General features: G+C 42.9%; 16 protein-coding genes. 7 read left to right on the top strand and 9 right to left on the bottom strand.

What is annotated here, in order from left to right; genetic code table 11:
- Nucleotides 1-88 precede the first annotated feature (88 nt).
- Together fdhD and mepA are read left to right on the top strand one after the other, a co-directional pair.
- Nucleotides 89-916, top strand: coding sequence for a formate dehydrogenase accessory sulfurtransferase FdhD (gene fdhD, locus Q7657_RS20350; protein WP_107165565.1), 828 nt, complete (start codon nt 89-91; stop codon nt 914-916).
- 329 nt (nt 917-1,245) lie between these two features.
- On the top strand, nt 1,246-2,076 hold the full coding sequence (gene mepA, locus Q7657_RS20345; RefSeq protein WP_107165564.1) for a penicillin-insensitive murein endopeptidase: 831 nt from the start codon (nt 1,246-1,248) through the stop codon (nt 2,074-2,076).
- Nucleotides 2,077-2,181: 105 nt separating this feature from the next.
- On the opposite strand, the gene Q7657_RS20340 is transcribed toward mepA, so the two are convergent.
- The gene (locus tag Q7657_RS20340; protein WP_042117063.1) at nt 2,182-2,436 is read right to left on the bottom strand and encodes a YfhL family 4Fe-4S dicluster ferredoxin; all 255 of its coding nucleotides are present in this window, start codon (nt 2,434-2,436) and stop codon (nt 2,182-2,184) included.
- 5 nt (nt 2,437-2,441) lie between these two features.
- On the bottom strand, nt 2,442-3,833 hold the full coding sequence (trhP, locus tag Q7657_RS20335; RefSeq protein WP_107165563.1) for a prephenate-dependent tRNA uridine(34) hydroxylase TrhP: 1,392 nt from the start codon (nt 3,831-3,833) through the stop codon (nt 2,442-2,444).
- 275 nt (nt 3,834-4,108) lie between these two features.
- Between trhP and Q7657_RS20330 the strand changes: the two genes are divergently transcribed.
- Nucleotides 4,109-5,125 carry a substrate-binding domain-containing protein gene (locus tag Q7657_RS20330; protein WP_107165562.1) on the top strand — a complete coding sequence of 339 codons (1,017 nt, stop codon included), beginning with the start codon at nt 4,109-4,111 and terminating at the stop codon, nt 5,123-5,125.
- Between the two features lie 99 nt (nt 5,126-5,224).
- Here Q7657_RS20330 and Q7657_RS20325 read toward each other — a convergent pair whose 3' ends face one another.
- From Q7657_RS20325 to Q7657_RS20315, 3 genes are read right to left on the bottom strand one after another with little or no spacing between them, the layout of a single operon-like run.
- Nucleotides 5,225-5,866, bottom strand: a complete 642-nt coding sequence (locus tag Q7657_RS20325; RefSeq protein ID WP_008987797.1) for a bifunctional 4-hydroxy-2-oxoglutarate aldolase/2-dehydro-3-deoxy-phosphogluconate aldolase — start codon at nt 5,864-5,866, stop codon at nt 5,225-5,227.
- Nucleotides 5,867-5,888: 22 nt separating this feature from the next.
- Entirely contained in the window at nt 5,889-7,679 is a 1,791-nt protein-coding gene (gene edd, locus Q7657_RS20320) for a phosphogluconate dehydratase (RefSeq protein ID WP_107165561.1), read from the bottom strand.
- Complete coding sequence (locus Q7657_RS20315; RefSeq protein WP_107165560.1) at nt 7,676-8,188, bottom strand: gluconokinase; 513 nt, start codon at nt 8,186-8,188, stop codon at nt 7,676-7,678. The genes edd and Q7657_RS20315 overlap by 4 nt, the downstream gene beginning before the upstream one ends.
- Before the next feature lie 161 nt (nt 8,189-8,349).
- Here Q7657_RS20315 and Q7657_RS20310 point away from each other — a divergent pair, with 161 nt between their 5' ends.
- The 3 genes from Q7657_RS20310 to Q7657_RS20300 all read left to right on the top strand — a co-directional run bounded on the left by Q7657_RS20310 (nt 8,350) and on the right by Q7657_RS20300 (nt 11,930).
- Nucleotides 8,350-9,711, top strand: a complete 1,362-nt coding sequence (locus Q7657_RS20310; protein WP_107165559.1) for a GntP family permease — start codon at nt 8,350-8,352, stop codon at nt 9,709-9,711.
- A gap of 70 nt (nt 9,712-9,781) precedes the next feature.
- Complete coding sequence (locus tag Q7657_RS20305; protein WP_107165558.1) at nt 9,782-10,375, top strand: DNA-3-methyladenine glycosylase I; 594 nt, start codon at nt 9,782-9,784, stop codon at nt 10,373-10,375.
- 136 nt (nt 10,376-10,511) lie between these two features.
- Entirely contained in the window at nt 10,512-11,930 is a 1,419-nt protein-coding gene (locus Q7657_RS20300) for a permease (protein ID WP_107165557.1), read from the top strand.
- Between the two features lie 124 nt (nt 11,931-12,054).
- On the opposite strand, the gene rdgC is transcribed toward Q7657_RS20300, so the two are convergent.
- The 4 genes from rdgC to Q7657_RS20280 form a co-directional block, all read right to left on the bottom strand.
- Complete coding sequence (gene rdgC / locus Q7657_RS20295; protein ID WP_181315472.1) at nt 12,055-12,966, bottom strand: recombination-associated protein RdgC; 912 nt, start codon at nt 12,964-12,966, stop codon at nt 12,055-12,057.
- Between the two features lie 238 nt (nt 12,967-13,204).
- Nucleotides 13,205-13,597, bottom strand: a complete 393-nt coding sequence (locus tag Q7657_RS20290) for a EutQ-related cupin domain-containing protein (RefSeq protein WP_045071353.1) — start codon at nt 13,595-13,597, stop codon at nt 13,205-13,207.
- A gap of 67 nt (nt 13,598-13,664) precedes the next feature.
- Entirely contained in the window at nt 13,665-14,816 is a 1,152-nt protein-coding gene (locus Q7657_RS20285; RefSeq protein ID WP_042117060.1) for an iron-containing alcohol dehydrogenase, read from the bottom strand.
- Between the two features lie 242 nt (nt 14,817-15,058).
- On the bottom strand, nt 15,059-15,301 hold the full coding sequence (locus Q7657_RS20280) for a hypothetical protein (protein WP_023935465.1): 243 nt from the start codon (nt 15,299-15,301) through the stop codon (nt 15,059-15,061).
- 250 nt (nt 15,302-15,551) lie between these two features.
- On the opposite strand from Q7657_RS20280, the gene Q7657_RS20275 reads away from it, so the two are divergent.
- Entirely contained in the window at nt 15,552-15,950 is a 399-nt protein-coding gene (locus Q7657_RS20275) for an SH3 domain-containing protein (protein ID WP_107165556.1), read from the top strand.
- Nucleotides 15,951-16,053 lie beyond the last annotated feature (103 nt).

The following is a 16,053-nucleotide window of genomic DNA, read 5'->3' as shown; positions in this document are numbered from 1 at the left end:
ATTATTATAAAAAAGAATTGTATTACATAAGAGGTTGGCTATTATAGGCGCGAATATAATATCGTCAAATCTTTGTGTGAAATAATAAATGTCCAGTTGTTTAATTACTGATGAATATATAGAGCATCAGGAATATTCCGTTCATGAAATAATTAAATATAAGAATGGAATAAAAATAGAATGTGAAGACTTTATAGCAGAAGAAGTGCCTGTCGCACTTATTTATAATGGTATTTCGCATGTGGTAATGATGGCGACCCCTTCTCATCTTGAAAGTTTTGCTATTGGCTTTTCATTATCTGAAAGAATCATTAACAATATTAAAGAAATAAAAAATATTGATATAAAAAGTAATAAAGAGGGCATTGAAGTATATATCGAATTACAAAATCGCCCTTTTATGATGCTTAAAGAGCAGCGTCGACAGCTGGTGGGTAGGACCGGATGTGGGCTATGTGGGATCGAACATTTAAAGCAAGCGATGAAGCCAGTTACGCAGGTTCCTGACACGCAAATAATGCATATTTCTATTATTAATCAATCTCTTAAGTTTTTGTATCAACATCAGGAACTCGCTAATCGTACCGGCTGTACCCATGCTGCGGTATGGTTAAATGAGCAAGGCGAGCTGGCAGCCATCTATGAAGATGTGGGTCGTCACGTTGCTTTAGATAAGTTAATTGGTGCTCGTGCAAAATATCCTCGACTTACCAATGGTGCAATCTTAATTACCAGTCGTGCAAGTTATGAAATAATTCAAAAAGCGACATCGGTTGGGGTGGAAATATTATTTGCAGTCTCAGCACCGACAGCATTAGCGATTAACTTAGCAGAAGAGTCAGGTTTAACATTAATTGGTTTTTGTCGAGAAGGAAGGGCGACAATTTATACCCATAAGCACAGAATAATAAATTAAATCTTAATCCTATAATTTAATATTTAGGTGGTTATTTAAATCTGTAAATAAAAATTATCGACAGTTTAAATTGTCTGTTTTTATATTTAATTGCTTCGGTGATAATTAATTTAAATAAGTTAAAATAACAAATACTGACTTAAATAAACCAATAATACCCTATAGTTTTTATTGAATAAGAGAATCATTCTTATTTAAGTGATAGATATATCGTTATAGTAGTAGGAATAAACCTGTTCATTAGTGAGATAAAAAACAGGATTTAATTGGAGTCATGAAAAGGCATAAGCTATGATCCAATTTATTATCACTAATTTAGGAATATCTGTGTGCTAGGGAAAATTTTGACAGGATTGTTGCTGGTGGCATCAAGCACGAGTGTGATGGCATCGCCATGGGAGAAAGTAAAAACACCAACGGTAGGTGAATCAAAATCAATTGGTTCATACGCCAATGGCTGTTTAGCGGGAGGCGAGATGCTTCCGCTAAAAGGTGATGGTTATCAGGTGATCCGTGCTGAGCGTGGGCGTTACTACGGTAACCATGAAATGATCACCTTCTTAAAAGAGTTAATGAAAACCTCACAACAACTGAAAATCGGTAATGTGCTGGTGGGCGATATTGCTATGCCTCGTGGTGGACGTTTCTCGTCAGGTCATGCTAGTCATCAAACCGGTTTGGATGCTGATATTTGGTTGCGCATTCCTGAAAAGCCATTAACTCAAAAACAACTGAAAAGTGTCTCTGCACTGCCGATGGTGGATGTAAAGAACTACAAGATCATTGAAAAGAACTGGGGCACGAAGCAAGCACAGCTTATCCAGTTAGCAGCAAGTGATGATCGTGTGGCGCGCATCTTTGTTCACCCAGTGATCAAAGAGCAGCTTTGTAAGGCGAAGTGGAAAGATCGTGACTGGCTGCGTAAGGTGCGTCCTTGGTTTGGGCACTACTATCATTTTCATGTTCGCTTAAATTGTCCTGAAGGCAGCCAATACTGTGAGCCACAAACACCGCCACCACCGGGTGATGGTTGTGGTAAAGAACTTGCGTCATGGTCGCCAGATTATCAAAAGCCAGCTTCAAATAAGCCTGCGGTGAAGCCAAAGCCTAAACCGAAGCCAGTGTTACCTGCTCAGTGTCATGTGGTGATTGATAGCTAAGCTAATTATCAGCGTACAACACTAAACGCCAATAACGAGATACAAAAAAAGCGCCGAGAGGCGCTTTTTTATGGTCTGAACATCAGATCCAGTGGCGAGCTTTGATTAAGCTAGACCTTGAAGAGTAACAAATTTTTCTAGTAACTCTTCGTCTGACTCTACGTGTTCAGGATCGGTAATAATGCAATTGGTGATCGGACAAACAGACTGACAAGTCGGCTTGTCGTAATGCCCTTTACATTCAGTACAACGATCTGGGTTGATTTCATAGATCTCGTCACCCATGGTGATCGCCTCGTTAGGGCATTCAGGATCACACATATCGCAGTTAATGCATTTGCTTGTAATGAGCAGTGCCATAGTGCTTATTGACCGTCTTTAGGTGCGTGTGGGTTACGTGTGTCTTCACCGTTGCCCAAGTTACGCATAAGTAGACCGTACTCAAGATCCATGTCTTGTGGTACTGGGATAAAGACAAAGTGACCGTTACCTTTAGCATCATCAATCACTTCAGACTTACGGTTTTCCATTGTCTCAAGGTTAAAGATAACGTTACCTTTTGGTGTCATCACTTCAAGGCTATCACCAACAACAAACTTGTTCTTCACTTCTACTTCAGCAAGATCGCCACGGCGTTTGCCCGTGAACTCACCAACAAATTGTTGAGAATCAGAAATAGAGTAACCGTAATCGTAGTTTTGGTACGCATCATGGGTGTGACGACGTAGGAAACCTTCAGTGTAACCACGGTGAGCAAGGCTTTCTAGCGTGCCCATTAGTGATTCATCAAATGGCTTACCTGCAACCGCATCATCAATCGCTTTACGGTAAACTTGCGCAGTACGTGCACAGTAGTAGAACGACTTAGTACGACCTTCGATTTTCAGTGAGTGAACACCCATCTTAGTTAGACGCTCAACGTGTTGAACAGCACGAAGATCTTTCGAGTTCATGATGTAAGTGCCGTGCTCATCTTCAAATGCCGCCATTTTTTCTTCAGGGCGGTGAGATTCGCTCAGTAGCACAACTTCATCAGTTGGTTTGCCTAGACCAAGTGTATTGTCTGGGCGTTCAACGTCTTGCATTTGAACCGCTGCTGCATCTTGTACTTCAACAATTTGACCAGCATCGTTTTCAGTCGCTTTTTCTGTCTTGTATTCCCAACGACATGCGTTAGTACATGTACCTTGGTTAGGATCACGCTTGTTGATATAACCAGACAGTAGGCAACGACCAGAGTAAGCCATGCATAGTGCGCCGTGAACAAAGATTTCTAGTTCAGTGTCAGGGCAGTGCTCACGAATTTCTTCGATTTCTTCTAGTGAAAGTTCACGAGATAGAATCACACGCTCAACACCTTGGCTTGCCCAGAATTTTACTGTCGCCCAGTTAACTGCGTTCGCTTGAACTGATAGGTGAATAACCACTTCAGGGAAAGCTTCACGAACCATCATGATAAGACCTGGATCTGACATGATAAGTGCATCAGGACCCATTTCTACGATTGGTTTAAGATCGCGGATAAACGTCTTTAACTTAGAGTTATGCGGCTGAATGTTACATACTACGTAAAGCTTTTTGCCTTGCGCGTGTGCTTCATCAATACCGATCTTTAGGTTTTCGTGGTTGAATTCGTTGTTACGAACACGAAGGCTGTAGCGAGGCTGACCTGCGTATACTGCATCTGCACCGTAGGCGAATGCGTAACGCATATTTTTAAGGCTGCCTGCTGGCGAAAGTAATTCTGGTTTAAACATAGCTCTATTGTCTCTTTTCTGATTCCAGATCAGTTCATATCACCTAGTGATATGAAGGAAAGGCGGGATTTTACGTTTTTCGTGACCTGAGCGCCACATTTCTCACGGAGTTTTTTCTTGTTCGAGATAATTTATCGCCAAGCGCATCGTGCTAACTATAAGATAGCTAAAAGAATGATGACGAATTTACCGATAAATAGTTGCTGCTAGCGAATTTAGCTCATACTCTACGCCATTATTACGTTTTATCTATTGAACCGCGTTAGGACAGATCAATGACTGCGAAGCCAAAACACCGTCCCACATTAAATGATGTAGCCAAGAAAGTGGGTGTCACTAAGATGACTGTCAGTCGTTACTTGCGTGATCCTAACTCGGTTGCAGAAGCCACCCGTGAGAAAATTGCGGTCGTGGTTGATGAGCTTGGGTATGTGGCAAGCCGTGCGCCAGATATTTTGTCGAACCGCAACAGTAAAGCGATTGGCATATTGCTGCCATCGTTATCGAACCAAGTGTTTGCCTCGCTATTACAGGGAATTGAATCTGTCACCAAAGCCGAAGGTTATCAAACCTTGATCACTCACTATGGCTATAGCGCAGAAGAGGAAGAAGAGAAGATCGCTTCACTGTTGTCATATCACGTTGATGGTTTGATCTTAACTGAAAGTATTCATAGCGAACGTAGCCAGAAGATGATCAATGCAGCGGCGATCCCTGTGGTAGAAACTATCGACCTGCCTGAAAACCCGATTGATATGGCGGTAGGGCTCGATCATAAACAAGCCGCATTTGATTTAGTGTCCAAGATGATTGAATACGGTCGTCGTCACATTGTCTATTTTGCAGCGCGATTAGACCGTCGAACTCAGTTACGTAGTGAAGGCTATTTGCTAGCAATGGAAGCCAACGGCTTAACGCCACAGATTGTATCTACCCAAGAGCATTCTAGCTTTACCCAAGGTCGTGAATTGATGCGCCAAGCATTGGCACAATTCCCAGAGCTTGATGGGGTATTTTGCACCAACGATGACTTAGCCATTGGTGCCATGATGCATTGCCAAGAGCATAACATTGATATCCCTAATCGTGTGGCGATTGCAGGTTATAACGCTTTAGATATTGGTAAGGCTATTTCACCGACGCTTGCGAGTGTGAATACGCCTCGTGAGGAAATAGGGGCAGCGGCCGCCACATTGCTACTTAAAAAACTATCGGGTAAGAAGGTGACCAAACCGATCCAAGATATTGGCTACAGTTTATATTTGGGCGAGAGCTTAGGTAAGCCTGTTTAAGATTGCGAATAAAACCGCTTATAAAGCAATAAAAAAAGCAGCGCACGATGAACTCGTGCGCTGCTTTTTTGTGATCTATTTAGCTACTACGCTCAAGCGTTATTTAGCTAATAGCGCTACTGCTTCTTGAGACAACTTCGTAATTTCATCCCACTGACCGTTATCGATCAGATCTTTTGGTAGCATCCAAGAGCCGCCGACAGTCGCCACACATTTCACCGCTTTGTACTGATCAACGTTAGCTGGGCTAATGCCGCCTGTTGGGCAGAATTTAACTTGTGGTAGCGGTGCAGCAATTGCAGCTAGCGCTTTCGCACCACCGTTAGCTTCCGCAGGGAAGAACTTAAGATGTTGGTAGCCAAGCTCTAATGCTTGCATGATTTCAGATGGCGTACTAACACCCGGAATTAATGGCGCAGAGCCAGCTTTAGCATGACTAAGTAGCTTAGGTGTCATTCCCGGAGAAATCACAAATTTCGCACCTGCTTCAACAGCGGCATCGTATTGCTCACACGTTAGCACAGTACCAGCCCCCACCATTGCCTCAGGCATGGCTTGTGCGATAGCACGGATAGCATCAAGGGCAACAGGAGTACGTAGGGTAATTTCAAATACCGTGATCCCACCATTTTGCAGTGCTTGCGCCATAGGAACAGCATCTTCAACACGTTCAATGATCATTACAGGAACAACAGGAGATGCGGCAAAAACATCTTGTGGGTTAACTTGCCAAGTGTTCATAGGTTTCTTCCTATCCAATAACTTAAAAAATGGTGGCACCAGTATCAGCACTTGATACGTTGTGGCGCATATTTGCAAACAGCTGACGACCAAAGGTCAGTGCTGGTGTGTCTAAGGTATATGTGGCAGTACGAGCACTGAGATCGGCTTGAACGGTTAGCTCACCCGTGACTGCATTTAATTCAATCATATCGCCATCTTCTACTAAACCAATCGCACCGCCCCGTAAGGCTTCAGGTGTAATATGAATAGCAGCAGGAATTTTGCCTGATGCACCAGAGAGGCGACCATCCGTCACCAGCGCTACTTTATAGCCTTTCTTCTGGATATTCCCCAAAATTGGCATCAATTTGTGAAGCTCAGGCATACCATTTGCAGCAGGACCATTATGGGTCACGACAATGATCGTATCTTGATCTAATAAGCCTTGCTTGTAGGCTTTTTCAACCTCGTTTTGACAACGGAAAACTTTCGCAGGCGCACAAATATGTTGATGCTCAGCGGCAACGGCAGAGACTTTAATTACCGATTTTCCGATATTACCCGCTAGGACTTTCAAGCCGCCCGTTGCGCTAAATACATGCTCAGGCGTACAAATCACATCGCCATCAGTGGAATCATCACAAGCAGTCCAAACCAACTTACCGTTGTTGATACTAGGTGTTGTTATCATGTCACTAAAGTCACCAAAAGCGGTTTTCACTTCAGTGTTTAATAGTCCGTGTTGGTGTAGTGCTTTCATTAACGTTGGTACACCACCTGCTTGTTGGAAAGCATTAATATCAGCAGGACCATTTGGGTACATACGTACCAATAGCGGTACGACATCAGATAAATCGTTAATGTCATCCCACGTTAAAATCAAACCTGCACAACGGGCAATCGCCACCATGTGTAAGCTGTGGTTAGTACTGCCGCCAGATGCCAGCCATGCCACTAAACCATTCACCAGACTTTCTGCTGTTACCACCTCATAAAGTGGGCGGTATTGTGTTGATTGTTGATTTGCTGCCGCCGCAATACGACACGCAGATTCTTCGGTTAATGCTTTACGTAATTCGCTTGTCGGAGGCACAAATGCCGAGCCCGGTAGCATTAAGCCCATGGCTTCTAAAATCAGCTGATTGGTATTGGCTGTGCCGTAGAAGGTACAAGTGCCCGGAGAGTGATACGCTTGGCATTCCATCGTAAGGAGGGCACTTGAGTCCACTTCACCTGCGGCATATTGCTGACGAACGCTGACTTTCTCATCGTTACTGATGCCCGTTCCCATCGGGCCAACAGGGACAAATGCTGTTGGTAAGTGCGCAAAAGATAACGCGCCCATTAATTGTCCCGGTGCGATTTTATCGCAGATGCTGAGCAGTAATGTCGCATCAAATGCGTTGTGACTTAGCGTGATCGCCGTTGCTTGCGCGACCACATCACGGGAAAACAGCGACATTTCCATACCCGGCTGACCTTGGGTAATACCGTCACACATCGCTGGCACACAACCTGCCACTTGGCTGGTGTGACCGTATTCAGCTAAGGCTTTAGCAATGATGTCAGGGTAGAACTTATAAGGCTGGTGAGCACTTAGCATGTCGTTATAGCCGCTAACAATGGCAATGTTGGCATGAAGAAAATCAAGGATCGCTGATTTCTCTTGTGCGCAATTGGCTGCTACAACGTGGGCAAGGTTACCGCACGACAATTGGCTACGGCCTTTACCTGCTTGTTCCATTTCCTTGGTCATGGCGAGCCATTGTGAGTAACTCTCAGCGCTTCTTGCTTTAATACGCTCAGTAACAGCAGAAATGACAGGGTTCATAGGCTTGCTCCACGCAATTGCTCAACAGCGTTTTCAATAATATCGGTAACTGAACCGTCGATAGAGACAGTGAATACACCTGCTTCATCAACAGGGCGTTCTAAGGTTTCAAGCTGGCTGGTTAACATGGTTTCACGCATAAAGTGACCTTTACGAGCACGCATACGTTCAAGGATTAGCTCACGATCACCGTCTAAAAAGACGAAAGAGACGTTCTGATTGCCTTCACGGATTTGATCGCGATATTTCTTTTTCAAAGCAGAGCACACAATGATCCCCACTTCGTTTTTGTTTTCTAAGCTATATGCCGCATCACGAATGCGCTCTAGCCAAGGTTCACGATCAGCATCATTAAGAGGGTTGCCACTGGCCATTTTTTGAATGTTCGCTCTTGGGTGTAAATCATCACCATCAATGAACTTTGCCTTTAAGCGAGCAGCGATACCTTCACCAATTGTTGATTTACCGCTACCACACACCCCCATTACAATAATGCTCTGACCTGCCATTTTTTTAACCTCTATCTCATTTTTGAATATCGATTGTTCGATTTACTTGTAAGTTACCATGTTACGGGTAACATGTTACCCGTAACATAAAGGGTTGTGAAGACTATCACAATAAAAATATTCACAACGAAATAACTATATTTTTGCCGGAGTGATCCTGTATGACGTTAGACCCAACCTACTTATTATTTATTGCGCTCTGTTCTATCTTATTGTTATTACTGCTTATTATGAAATTCAGGTTACATGCTTTCTTAGCGTTAACCTTAGTGAGTTTTATTACTGCAGTAGTCACAGGTGTTAATGCTGATCAGGTTGTACCAACCATGATGTCGGGCTTTGGTGGCACGCTTGCCTCTGTTGCTCTACTGGTGGGTTTAGGCACCATGATTGGTCGAATTTTAGAAGTAACTGGTGGTGCGAAAGTATTAGCGGATACATTAATTGGTAGGTTCGGTTCTGAGCGAGCACCCTTTGCTCTCGGTGTCGCATCACTATTGTTTGGTTTCCCAATTTTCTTTGATGCCGGTCTAATGGTAATGATGCCAATCCTATTTAGTGTGGCGAAGCAATTTGGTGGCTCAACCATTAAATATGCATTACCAGTGGCAGGTGCATTTGCGGTAATGCACGCATTCTTGCCACCACACCCAGGCCCAGTTGCGGCTGGTGAATTACTAGGTGCGAACATTGGTCTACTAACAATTGTTGGTTTAGTGATTGCACTACCAACATGGTACTTAGGTGCTTACCTTTACGGTCTATGGGCGGGCGAGCGATTCAAACTGCCATTGCCACAAGCATTTTTAGCAACCCAAGAAGTGATTGATGAAAACAATCTTCCTAAGTTCTCAACAGTTCTTACGATTCTATTAATGCCGTTGGTACTGATCTTCATGGATACAGGTCTACACACACTAACAGTGATGGGCGTGGTTGATGGTCAAGATACTTGGGTCAACGTATTACGTATGCTGGGCAAAACGCCGATTGCTCTGATGATCACGTTACTGTTCTGTTTGGCACTGTTCTCTAAAAACTACGGTATGGCAAAACTTGAAAAGCTATGTGGTGATTCACTTGCGCCAATCTGTGCGGTGATTCTGGTAACAGGTGCGGGCGGCATGTTCGGTGGCGTACTACGTGCAAGTGGCATTGGTGATGCACTAGCAGGTTTGCTATCTGATACGGGTATGCCAGTGATTGTCGCAGCATTCATCGTTGCAACAGCACTTCGTGTCGCACAAGGTTCAGCAACGGTTGCACTAACCACAACAGCAGCACTGATTGCCCCTATGGTGGCGGCAACAACAGGTTTAAGTGCATTAGATTTATGCTTCATCGTGATTGCGATTGCATCGGGTGCGACTGTGCTATCTCACTTCAACGATTCAGGATTCTGGCTAGTAGGTAAACTGCTAGACATGGATGAGAAAACGACACTAAAAACGTGGACGGTAATGGAAACACTTCTGGGTACGATTGCTTTCATTATTGCTGCAACACTAAGCGTTTTCCTATAAATTAAAACAACGTGTAGAAGCCAATACGGGAGTAGCAATACTCCCGTATTTTTTTATAAGGACTTTATCCATGACAACCGAAAGTACGCCAATGATAAGTTGCGATTGGGCAACCACCGATCCACTGTTACAGCATTATCATGATACTGAGTGGGGTAACACTACCTGTGATGATAACGCCCTTGCCGAATGCTTTATTTTAGAGAGTATGCAAAGCGGATTAAGCTGGTTAACGGTGCTACGTAAACGTCCTGCTTATCGGGCGGCTTTTCTGGATTTTGATTTAGAAAAAATTGAAACCGAGTTATTACCGCAACCTCGAGAAGTCTTAGTTGAGCATATTTGCCAGCAGTTCGATGTGATCAAGCACAGAGGCAAAATTGCGGCGGCATTAAATAACCTCGAATTGTTAATTACAGTGCGAAAACACACTCCATTAGTTGATTTCTTTTGGCAGTTTGTTGATAACAAAACCGTGGTGAATCAATGGCAGAGTATGGCAGAAGTACCAGCGCAAACCGATCAATCAGCACATATGAGTAAGGTGCTAAAAAAGCAAGGTTTTAAGTTTATAGGTGCGGTGACCTGCTATTCGTTCATGCAAGCGGTAGGGATGGTGAACGATCATCTCACGACCTGTCACTGTTATTCATATAATAGCTAGTTATTGATATTGCTAAACTTTTATTTAGGCACATTTGCAAAGTTAGATTGAGCGATAAAGCAATGTAATGCTTTAGAGTAGCGTACTATGCTTAATTAATGTTTCTCTCATAAATAACAATAACAAAGGTGTCTTCATGGAAAGTGGGGATAGCAACATCATCGTTCATGTCATTTCAGTGTTGTTTAACATGTCATGGCAAATCTTTTGGCCTCTTGCTTTTGGTTTGATCCTTTCATCCTTTATTCGGCATTTATTACCCGTTGATACCGTGGTTAAACACTTGGGTAAAACCGATGCCAAAAGTTTAACCTTTACGACCATTCTTGGCATGGTGTCCTCGTCATGCTCTTATGCAGCGGCTTCTCTTTCTCATACTCTGCTAGCGAAAAAAGCGACCTTAGCGAATGCAATGGCATTTTTAGTATCTAGTACTAACTTGATAGTGGAAATGTTCATTGTGCTGGTGGCATTAATGGGCTGGACATTCCTTTGGGGGGAAGTGATTGGTGGGCTGATCTTAATTGTGACCGCAGGGTTCTTGTTTAGTCGCTTCTATCCAAAAGATGTTGAGCAAGAGCTACGCCAGCATCTTGATGAAAATGCAGAGTCAGCTAAACATGCGCACAGTGATTGCGGCATGGACATGTCTAACATGAAGCATGACCACAGTGATTGCGGCATGGACATGTCTAACATGAAGAATGACCACAGTGATTGCGGCATGGATATGTCGAACATGAAACACGATCATGGCGGTATGGACATGTCTAGCATGAAGCATGACCACAGTGATTGCGGCATGGATATGTCTAACATGAAACACGATCATGGCAGTATGGACATGTCCCACATGAAGCATGAAGACAGCGACTGCGGCATGGATATGTCAACCATGAAACATGATCACAGCATGCATCATCACATGGATATGCCAGCGCAAGAAGAGACAGGCTTGATGTCTAAAATCACCAAGTCAGCAGGTTTCTTCCAAATGGATCTCGCCATGATAGGCAAAGAGATCTTAATTGGCGTGGTGGTGTCATCCATCTTGATTGCGCTTGTACCCCAAGAAGGCTGGAAAGCGTTATTCATCAGTAACGATGTAGGTTTACCAACATGGCTGCACTCATTGCTCGATGTCATTATTGGTATTTTCGTCGCTATGATCGCCTATGTGTGTTCAGTAGGTAACTTAATCTTGGCGGCAGCCTTGTGGCATGGTGGTATTTCATTTGGTGGGGTGATTGGTTTTATCTTAGCCGATGTATTAACGATTCCAATGATGGGCGTTTACAAAAAATATTACGGCAAACGTCCAACCAAATGGATGGTAGGGTTACTTTTCCTCTCAATCCTATTTACTGGTTTATGTGTCGATGCCATCTTCAACGGCTTTGGTTGGGTAAGTGCTGATCAAACGGTCAGAACCTTAAACCAATCTGGCTTTGGGATGAACATGACCACCGTGATGAACCTGATCTTCATTCCGCTTTCAATTTGGTATTACCGTTTAGGTAAAAAAGCCAATGCAGGCATGGGAATGAGCATGTAATTACTTATTCTCATAGGTAGAAGAGATAACAAAAAAGCCGTGTCGCTTGGTTATGAACACATAACAGCGACACGGCTTTTCTTTTAGGTGGTTTGTCTTTTAACAACAGATAAGAAAAAGGGGATTAGCCTTTGTTTTCTAAACCACCCACTACTTCAAATAGGTTTGGTAAGAATGCAGAGAACTCGCCACCCATAAGTGATAAATCTGCATCAATACGTTGTGCAACATCTTCACGATCGATGTCTTCGTTTTGATCTTTAAGCTCATCAGAGAACTTCAAACGCTTCACTGTTAAATCATCGGCAAGCACAAAGTCGATACGATCTTGCCAGTTCATCGCCAGTTTAGTCACAACCTTATTGGCTTCAATGTGAGCAAGAATTTCATCACAGTTCAGATCTTGTTGCTTACAACGGATCACACCGCCATCTTCTTCAACGGCTTTAAATTCTGCTTCTTCACCCATAGTGAAACCGTGTGGCGCTTCGTTGCTGCGAACCCATTCAGTCATAGTTAACGCCAGTGGTTTTTCTGCCACAACAGGCACGACAGGTAAGCTACCGATAGACTTACGTAGCAGGGCTAACATGTCTTCCGCTTTTTTGAAGCTACCCGCATCGACAATGATGAAACCCAGCTTTGGCATGATCAGAGCGTAAGTTTGCGATTTACGGCTAAATGCGCGAGGCAGTAAATCCATAACGATTTCATCTTTCAGGGTGTCTTTCTCAGTCTTTTTCAGTTTACGACCCAGATCTTTTTCCTGCATTTCAATCTTATTGTTCAGTGATTCTTTGATCACCGATGCTGGCAGCATTTTTTCTTCTTTGCGTGCACAGATCAAAATGTTGTCGCCAGAAACATGGGTAAACATGTCACCGTGTTTGCCTAACGCATGTGCCCAGCCAAACTTTTGAACGTCTTGGCTACCACAAGGCGTGAAGCGAAATTCTTCCAGCTGCTTTTCCAGTTGGTCTGCATTTAAATCAATTTCACGGGTAAAGCGGTAAGTCAGTAAATTCTTAAACCACATCATGGCAGTCACACTTCCTAGGGTTAAACAGTTGGGGCGCACATCTTAACTCAACCACTAAAAATTACTAAGTAGCGATTCAAAATTAGCGTCAAGATAGGGTAATAAGAAGGGAAAACGTGAAGTGATATGAAAAACAAAGCCACTGATGAAAAGCGGCTTTGTTGATAACGGGAATAAAGCGAACGTCTAATCCCGTTGTTGATCAGATGTTTTAAAAGGATTGCTAGAAATGCACTTATTTTGCAGGTGCAAAATCTTCTGCAGCTTGGCGGTGTGCAGTGTAGATTGCTTCACCGTCACTTTCTGCATCGAAGATAACTTTAACGTCAGCAGAGAACAGAATAACGTCGCCTACTTCAGCAACGTATTTGTTGCCTTCCATATCGCGCATTACGATCTTGCCTTTCGTTACTACTTTGTACTCTACAGAATCGTAGAAGTATTCAAACTCTACGCCCGGAGACATAGTGAAGTGACCAATCGTCAATGGCGCACTGTTGTTAGTAACAGCAACTTCAGCCATGTCGCTTTTTAGGCCTTCAACTTCTAGCAGTTTGCTTAGGTCGTTTAGCTTAAAAGAGCCGGCTTTGATCAGCGAGATACCTGGCTTTTCAGTTAATGTAGTCATTGGATTTGTCCTTCTTTTTTTATAATAAAGGCTGGGGTTCCCCAGCCTTTTTGTAGGGTGTTGCGTATTACATGCGTGCTTTGAAGATCGCTACGATTTCTTCTAGGCTCGCTTTGCGTGGGTTGGTTAAAGAACACGCATCGTTTAGAGCATTTTGCGCCATGAACGCTAGCTTATCTTCAGTTACACCCAAATCTGCTAGGCGTTGCTTGGTGCCTACCTTTTCAGATAGTGCATCAATGGCTTCAAGGGCTGCATTTACTGCTTGCTCTTGGGTCATTGCTGCAGTGTCGATACCCATTGCTTTCGCAATATCAACAAAACGCTCTGGTACTTGCTTCGCGTTAAAGCGCGAAACTTCTGCCAATAGGATGGCGTTACATAGGCCGTGAGCCAGGTCGTAAACACCACCTAATTGGTGCGCCATTGAGTGAACGTAACCTAAAGATGCATTAGAGAATGCCATACCTGCAAGGTACTCGCCGTACTGCATTGCATCACGAGCTGCGCGATTTTGACCGTCGTTCACAGCAGTTTCTAGGTTGTTTACAATCAGCTCAATCGCTTTAATTGCAGATGCATCAGTGATTGGTGTCGCTGCAGTTGAAACATACGCTTCAACAGCGTGCGTTAATGCATCCATACCGGTTGCAGCGGTTAGGAACTTAGGCATTGCTACCATTAGCTCTGAATCGTTCACTGCAATAATTGGCGTGAAGTGCTTATCAACCACTGGGTATTTGGTTTCATCTTCTTGATTAGTGATGATGGCAAACACTGTCATTTCTGAAGCAGTACCTGCTGTTGTGTTCACGGTTACCAATGGAAGTTGTGGCTTTTTAGAAAGGTGTACACCTTTAGAGTAATCACGAATATGGCCACCGTTCGCTGCCACCAATGCGATACCTTTAGCAGTATCGTGTGAAGAACCACCACCGAATGAAATCACAAAATCAGAATGGCTGTTTGCAAGTAGCTCTAGGCCATCTTCAATGTTTTTCTCTGTTGGGTTTGGCTGCACACCATCGTAAATAGTGAAATCAATACCGTGAGCGGTTAGCTCGTCAGTTAGCTTGCTAACTAAACCCACTTCAACTAATACACTGTCTGTCACGATTAGGGCTTTTTTCAGCTCTTTTGACGCAAGTTCTGCACCTAGAGATTGAATAGCATTAGGACCCATTAATGTTACAGGTGGCATGTAGAATACATTGCTCATAATGAAGCTCCGTTAATATTTATGAATTTATGTTGGCTTATCGCATGTGCCATAAACCGGAATTTTTTACAGAGTGTGAATAGCAAAGTGAGTGTTACCGGCACCGAATCGTTATGGTTGTTGTTGGTGTCGATGCCGACATCTTCTCATTTACTGAAATATAAACAATAGAGTTAAAAGTAAATTACTATTACGCATAGGTAATAATAAAAGTGAGCGTATTGTTTGCAGCGTTCAGCGGCTTATTTATCTGCTGCTGATAGTAGTTTTTCAGCAAAGCTTAGGTGCGCTTTAGGTTGAGTGAATACCACACCAGAGTGTGAACGCTCTGCAGTGCCTTCTTTTTGGTAGTGCTCTGCATTCATGCTGTTAGCAACAGCTTTTTCAAATTGTACGTTACCTGTGAAGTCGCCATCTTTTGCTGAAGCGTTGTAAGACATAGCGATAATAGCGGCTGCGATGGTTGCTTTAATAACTGTTTTCATGAGTAATAAAACCTTGTGTATTTATGTTTGTGAACGCCTTGTGCGTTTCGATGGGTGCTATATTAATTTTTTCAAAAAAAAACAATAATGTAATTCGGTAATTAATTATTACCAACGTGTAATAATTAATAAGGGTTGTATTGGTAGGGGTTAGTGATGGGATGTATGTGGTTGAATCTAATTAACTAATTTGATTTCAATTAAATTAGTTGCGTATATAATGCCCTCCTTTTTTATGCTGAATTAATATATGAACAACGAAAGAAGAAAAGCATTTGGCTTTATTGGTGGTTTTTTTGCGCTGATGCTGGGTTTGGCTCCTTTGGAAGCAGAAGCAAGAAGAGGGCGTCGTCGTTCTAGCACAAGAAGAAGACGTTATTCCACTTCATATAGTTCTTCATATCGAAGTGTTAGTAATAATAACTATCGAAGTACTAACAGTCGTCGCCACTCATCGATAAAAGCTTATGTAGTAACAGCTAGTAGCCTCAATGTGCGAAGTGAACCAAAGCCTGATTCAAAAGTGTTAGGCAAGGTGGTTAGAGGACAAAAACTATCAGTGCTCAGTTCTGATAATGCATTATTTTATAAAATAAATTTCAATGATCAGATTGGTTATGTTAGTAAGAAATACGTTAGATATCAGTAAATGATCTATTTGTATTTCTTCTTGTGAATATAAAAGTCGCTGCAGCGACTTTTTTCTTTTTAGATGAAATATTTATATGGAAGGGAACTAGGGAAATGATTTA

The organism is Candidatus Photobacterium acropomis (assembly GCF_030685555.1).
Taxonomy (GTDB): domain Bacteria; phylum Pseudomonadota; class Gammaproteobacteria; order Enterobacterales; family Vibrionaceae; genus Photobacterium; species Photobacterium lucens.
The sequence above is the reverse complement of the archived record's forward strand: the minus strand, read 5'-3'. Positions and strand labels throughout refer to the sequence as shown.

Bases quoted from the DNA above. Each gene is read 5' to 3' on its own strand.
- edd (WP_107165561.1), bottom strand. From the start codon at position 7,679: ATGAACCCTGTCATTTCTGCTGTTACTGAGCGTATTAAAGCAAGAAGC.
- Q7657_RS20290 (WP_045071353.1), bottom strand. From the start codon at position 13,597: ATGACTACATTAACTGAAAAGCCAGGTATCTCGCTGATCAAAGCCGGC.
- Q7657_RS20325 (WP_008987797.1), bottom strand. From the start codon at position 5,866: ATGAACACTTGGCAAGTTAACCCACAAGATGTTTTTGCCGCATCTCCT.
- rdgC (WP_181315472.1), bottom strand. From the start codon at position 12,966: ATGTGGTTTAAGAATTTACTGACTTACCGCTTTACCCGTGAAATTGAT.
- Q7657_RS20275 (WP_107165556.1), top strand. From the start codon at position 15,552: ATGAACAACGAAAGAAGAAAAGCATTTGGCTTTATTGGTGGTTTTTTT.
- fdhD (WP_107165565.1), top strand. From the start codon at position 89: ATGTCCAGTTGTTTAATTACTGATGAATATATAGAGCATCAGGAATAT.
- Q7657_RS20305 (WP_107165558.1), top strand. From the start codon at position 9,782: ATGACAACCGAAAGTACGCCAATGATAAGTTGCGATTGGGCAACCACC.
- trhP (WP_107165563.1), bottom strand. From the start codon at position 3,833: ATGTTTAAACCAGAATTACTTTCGCCAGCAGGCAGCCTTAAAAATATG.
- Q7657_RS20285 (WP_042117060.1), bottom strand. From the start codon at position 14,816: ATGAGCAATGTATTCTACATGCCACCTGTAACATTAATGGGTCCTAAT.
- Q7657_RS20315 (WP_107165560.1), bottom strand. From the start codon at position 8,188: ATGGCAGGTCAGAGCATTATTGTAATGGGGGTGTGTGGTAGCGGTAAA.
- Q7657_RS20310 (WP_107165559.1), top strand. From the start codon at position 8,350: ATGACGTTAGACCCAACCTACTTATTATTTATTGCGCTCTGTTCTATC.
- Q7657_RS20330 (WP_107165562.1), top strand. From the start codon at position 4,109: ATGACTGCGAAGCCAAAACACCGTCCCACATTAAATGATGTAGCCAAG.
- Q7657_RS20340 (WP_042117063.1), bottom strand. From the start codon at position 2,436: ATGGCACTGCTCATTACAAGCAAATGCATTAACTGCGATATGTGTGAT.
- Q7657_RS20300 (WP_107165557.1), top strand. From the start codon at position 10,512: ATGGAAAGTGGGGATAGCAACATCATCGTTCATGTCATTTCAGTGTTG.
- Q7657_RS20280 (WP_023935465.1), bottom strand. From the start codon at position 15,301: ATGAAAACAGTTATTAAAGCAACCATCGCAGCCGCTATTATCGCTATG.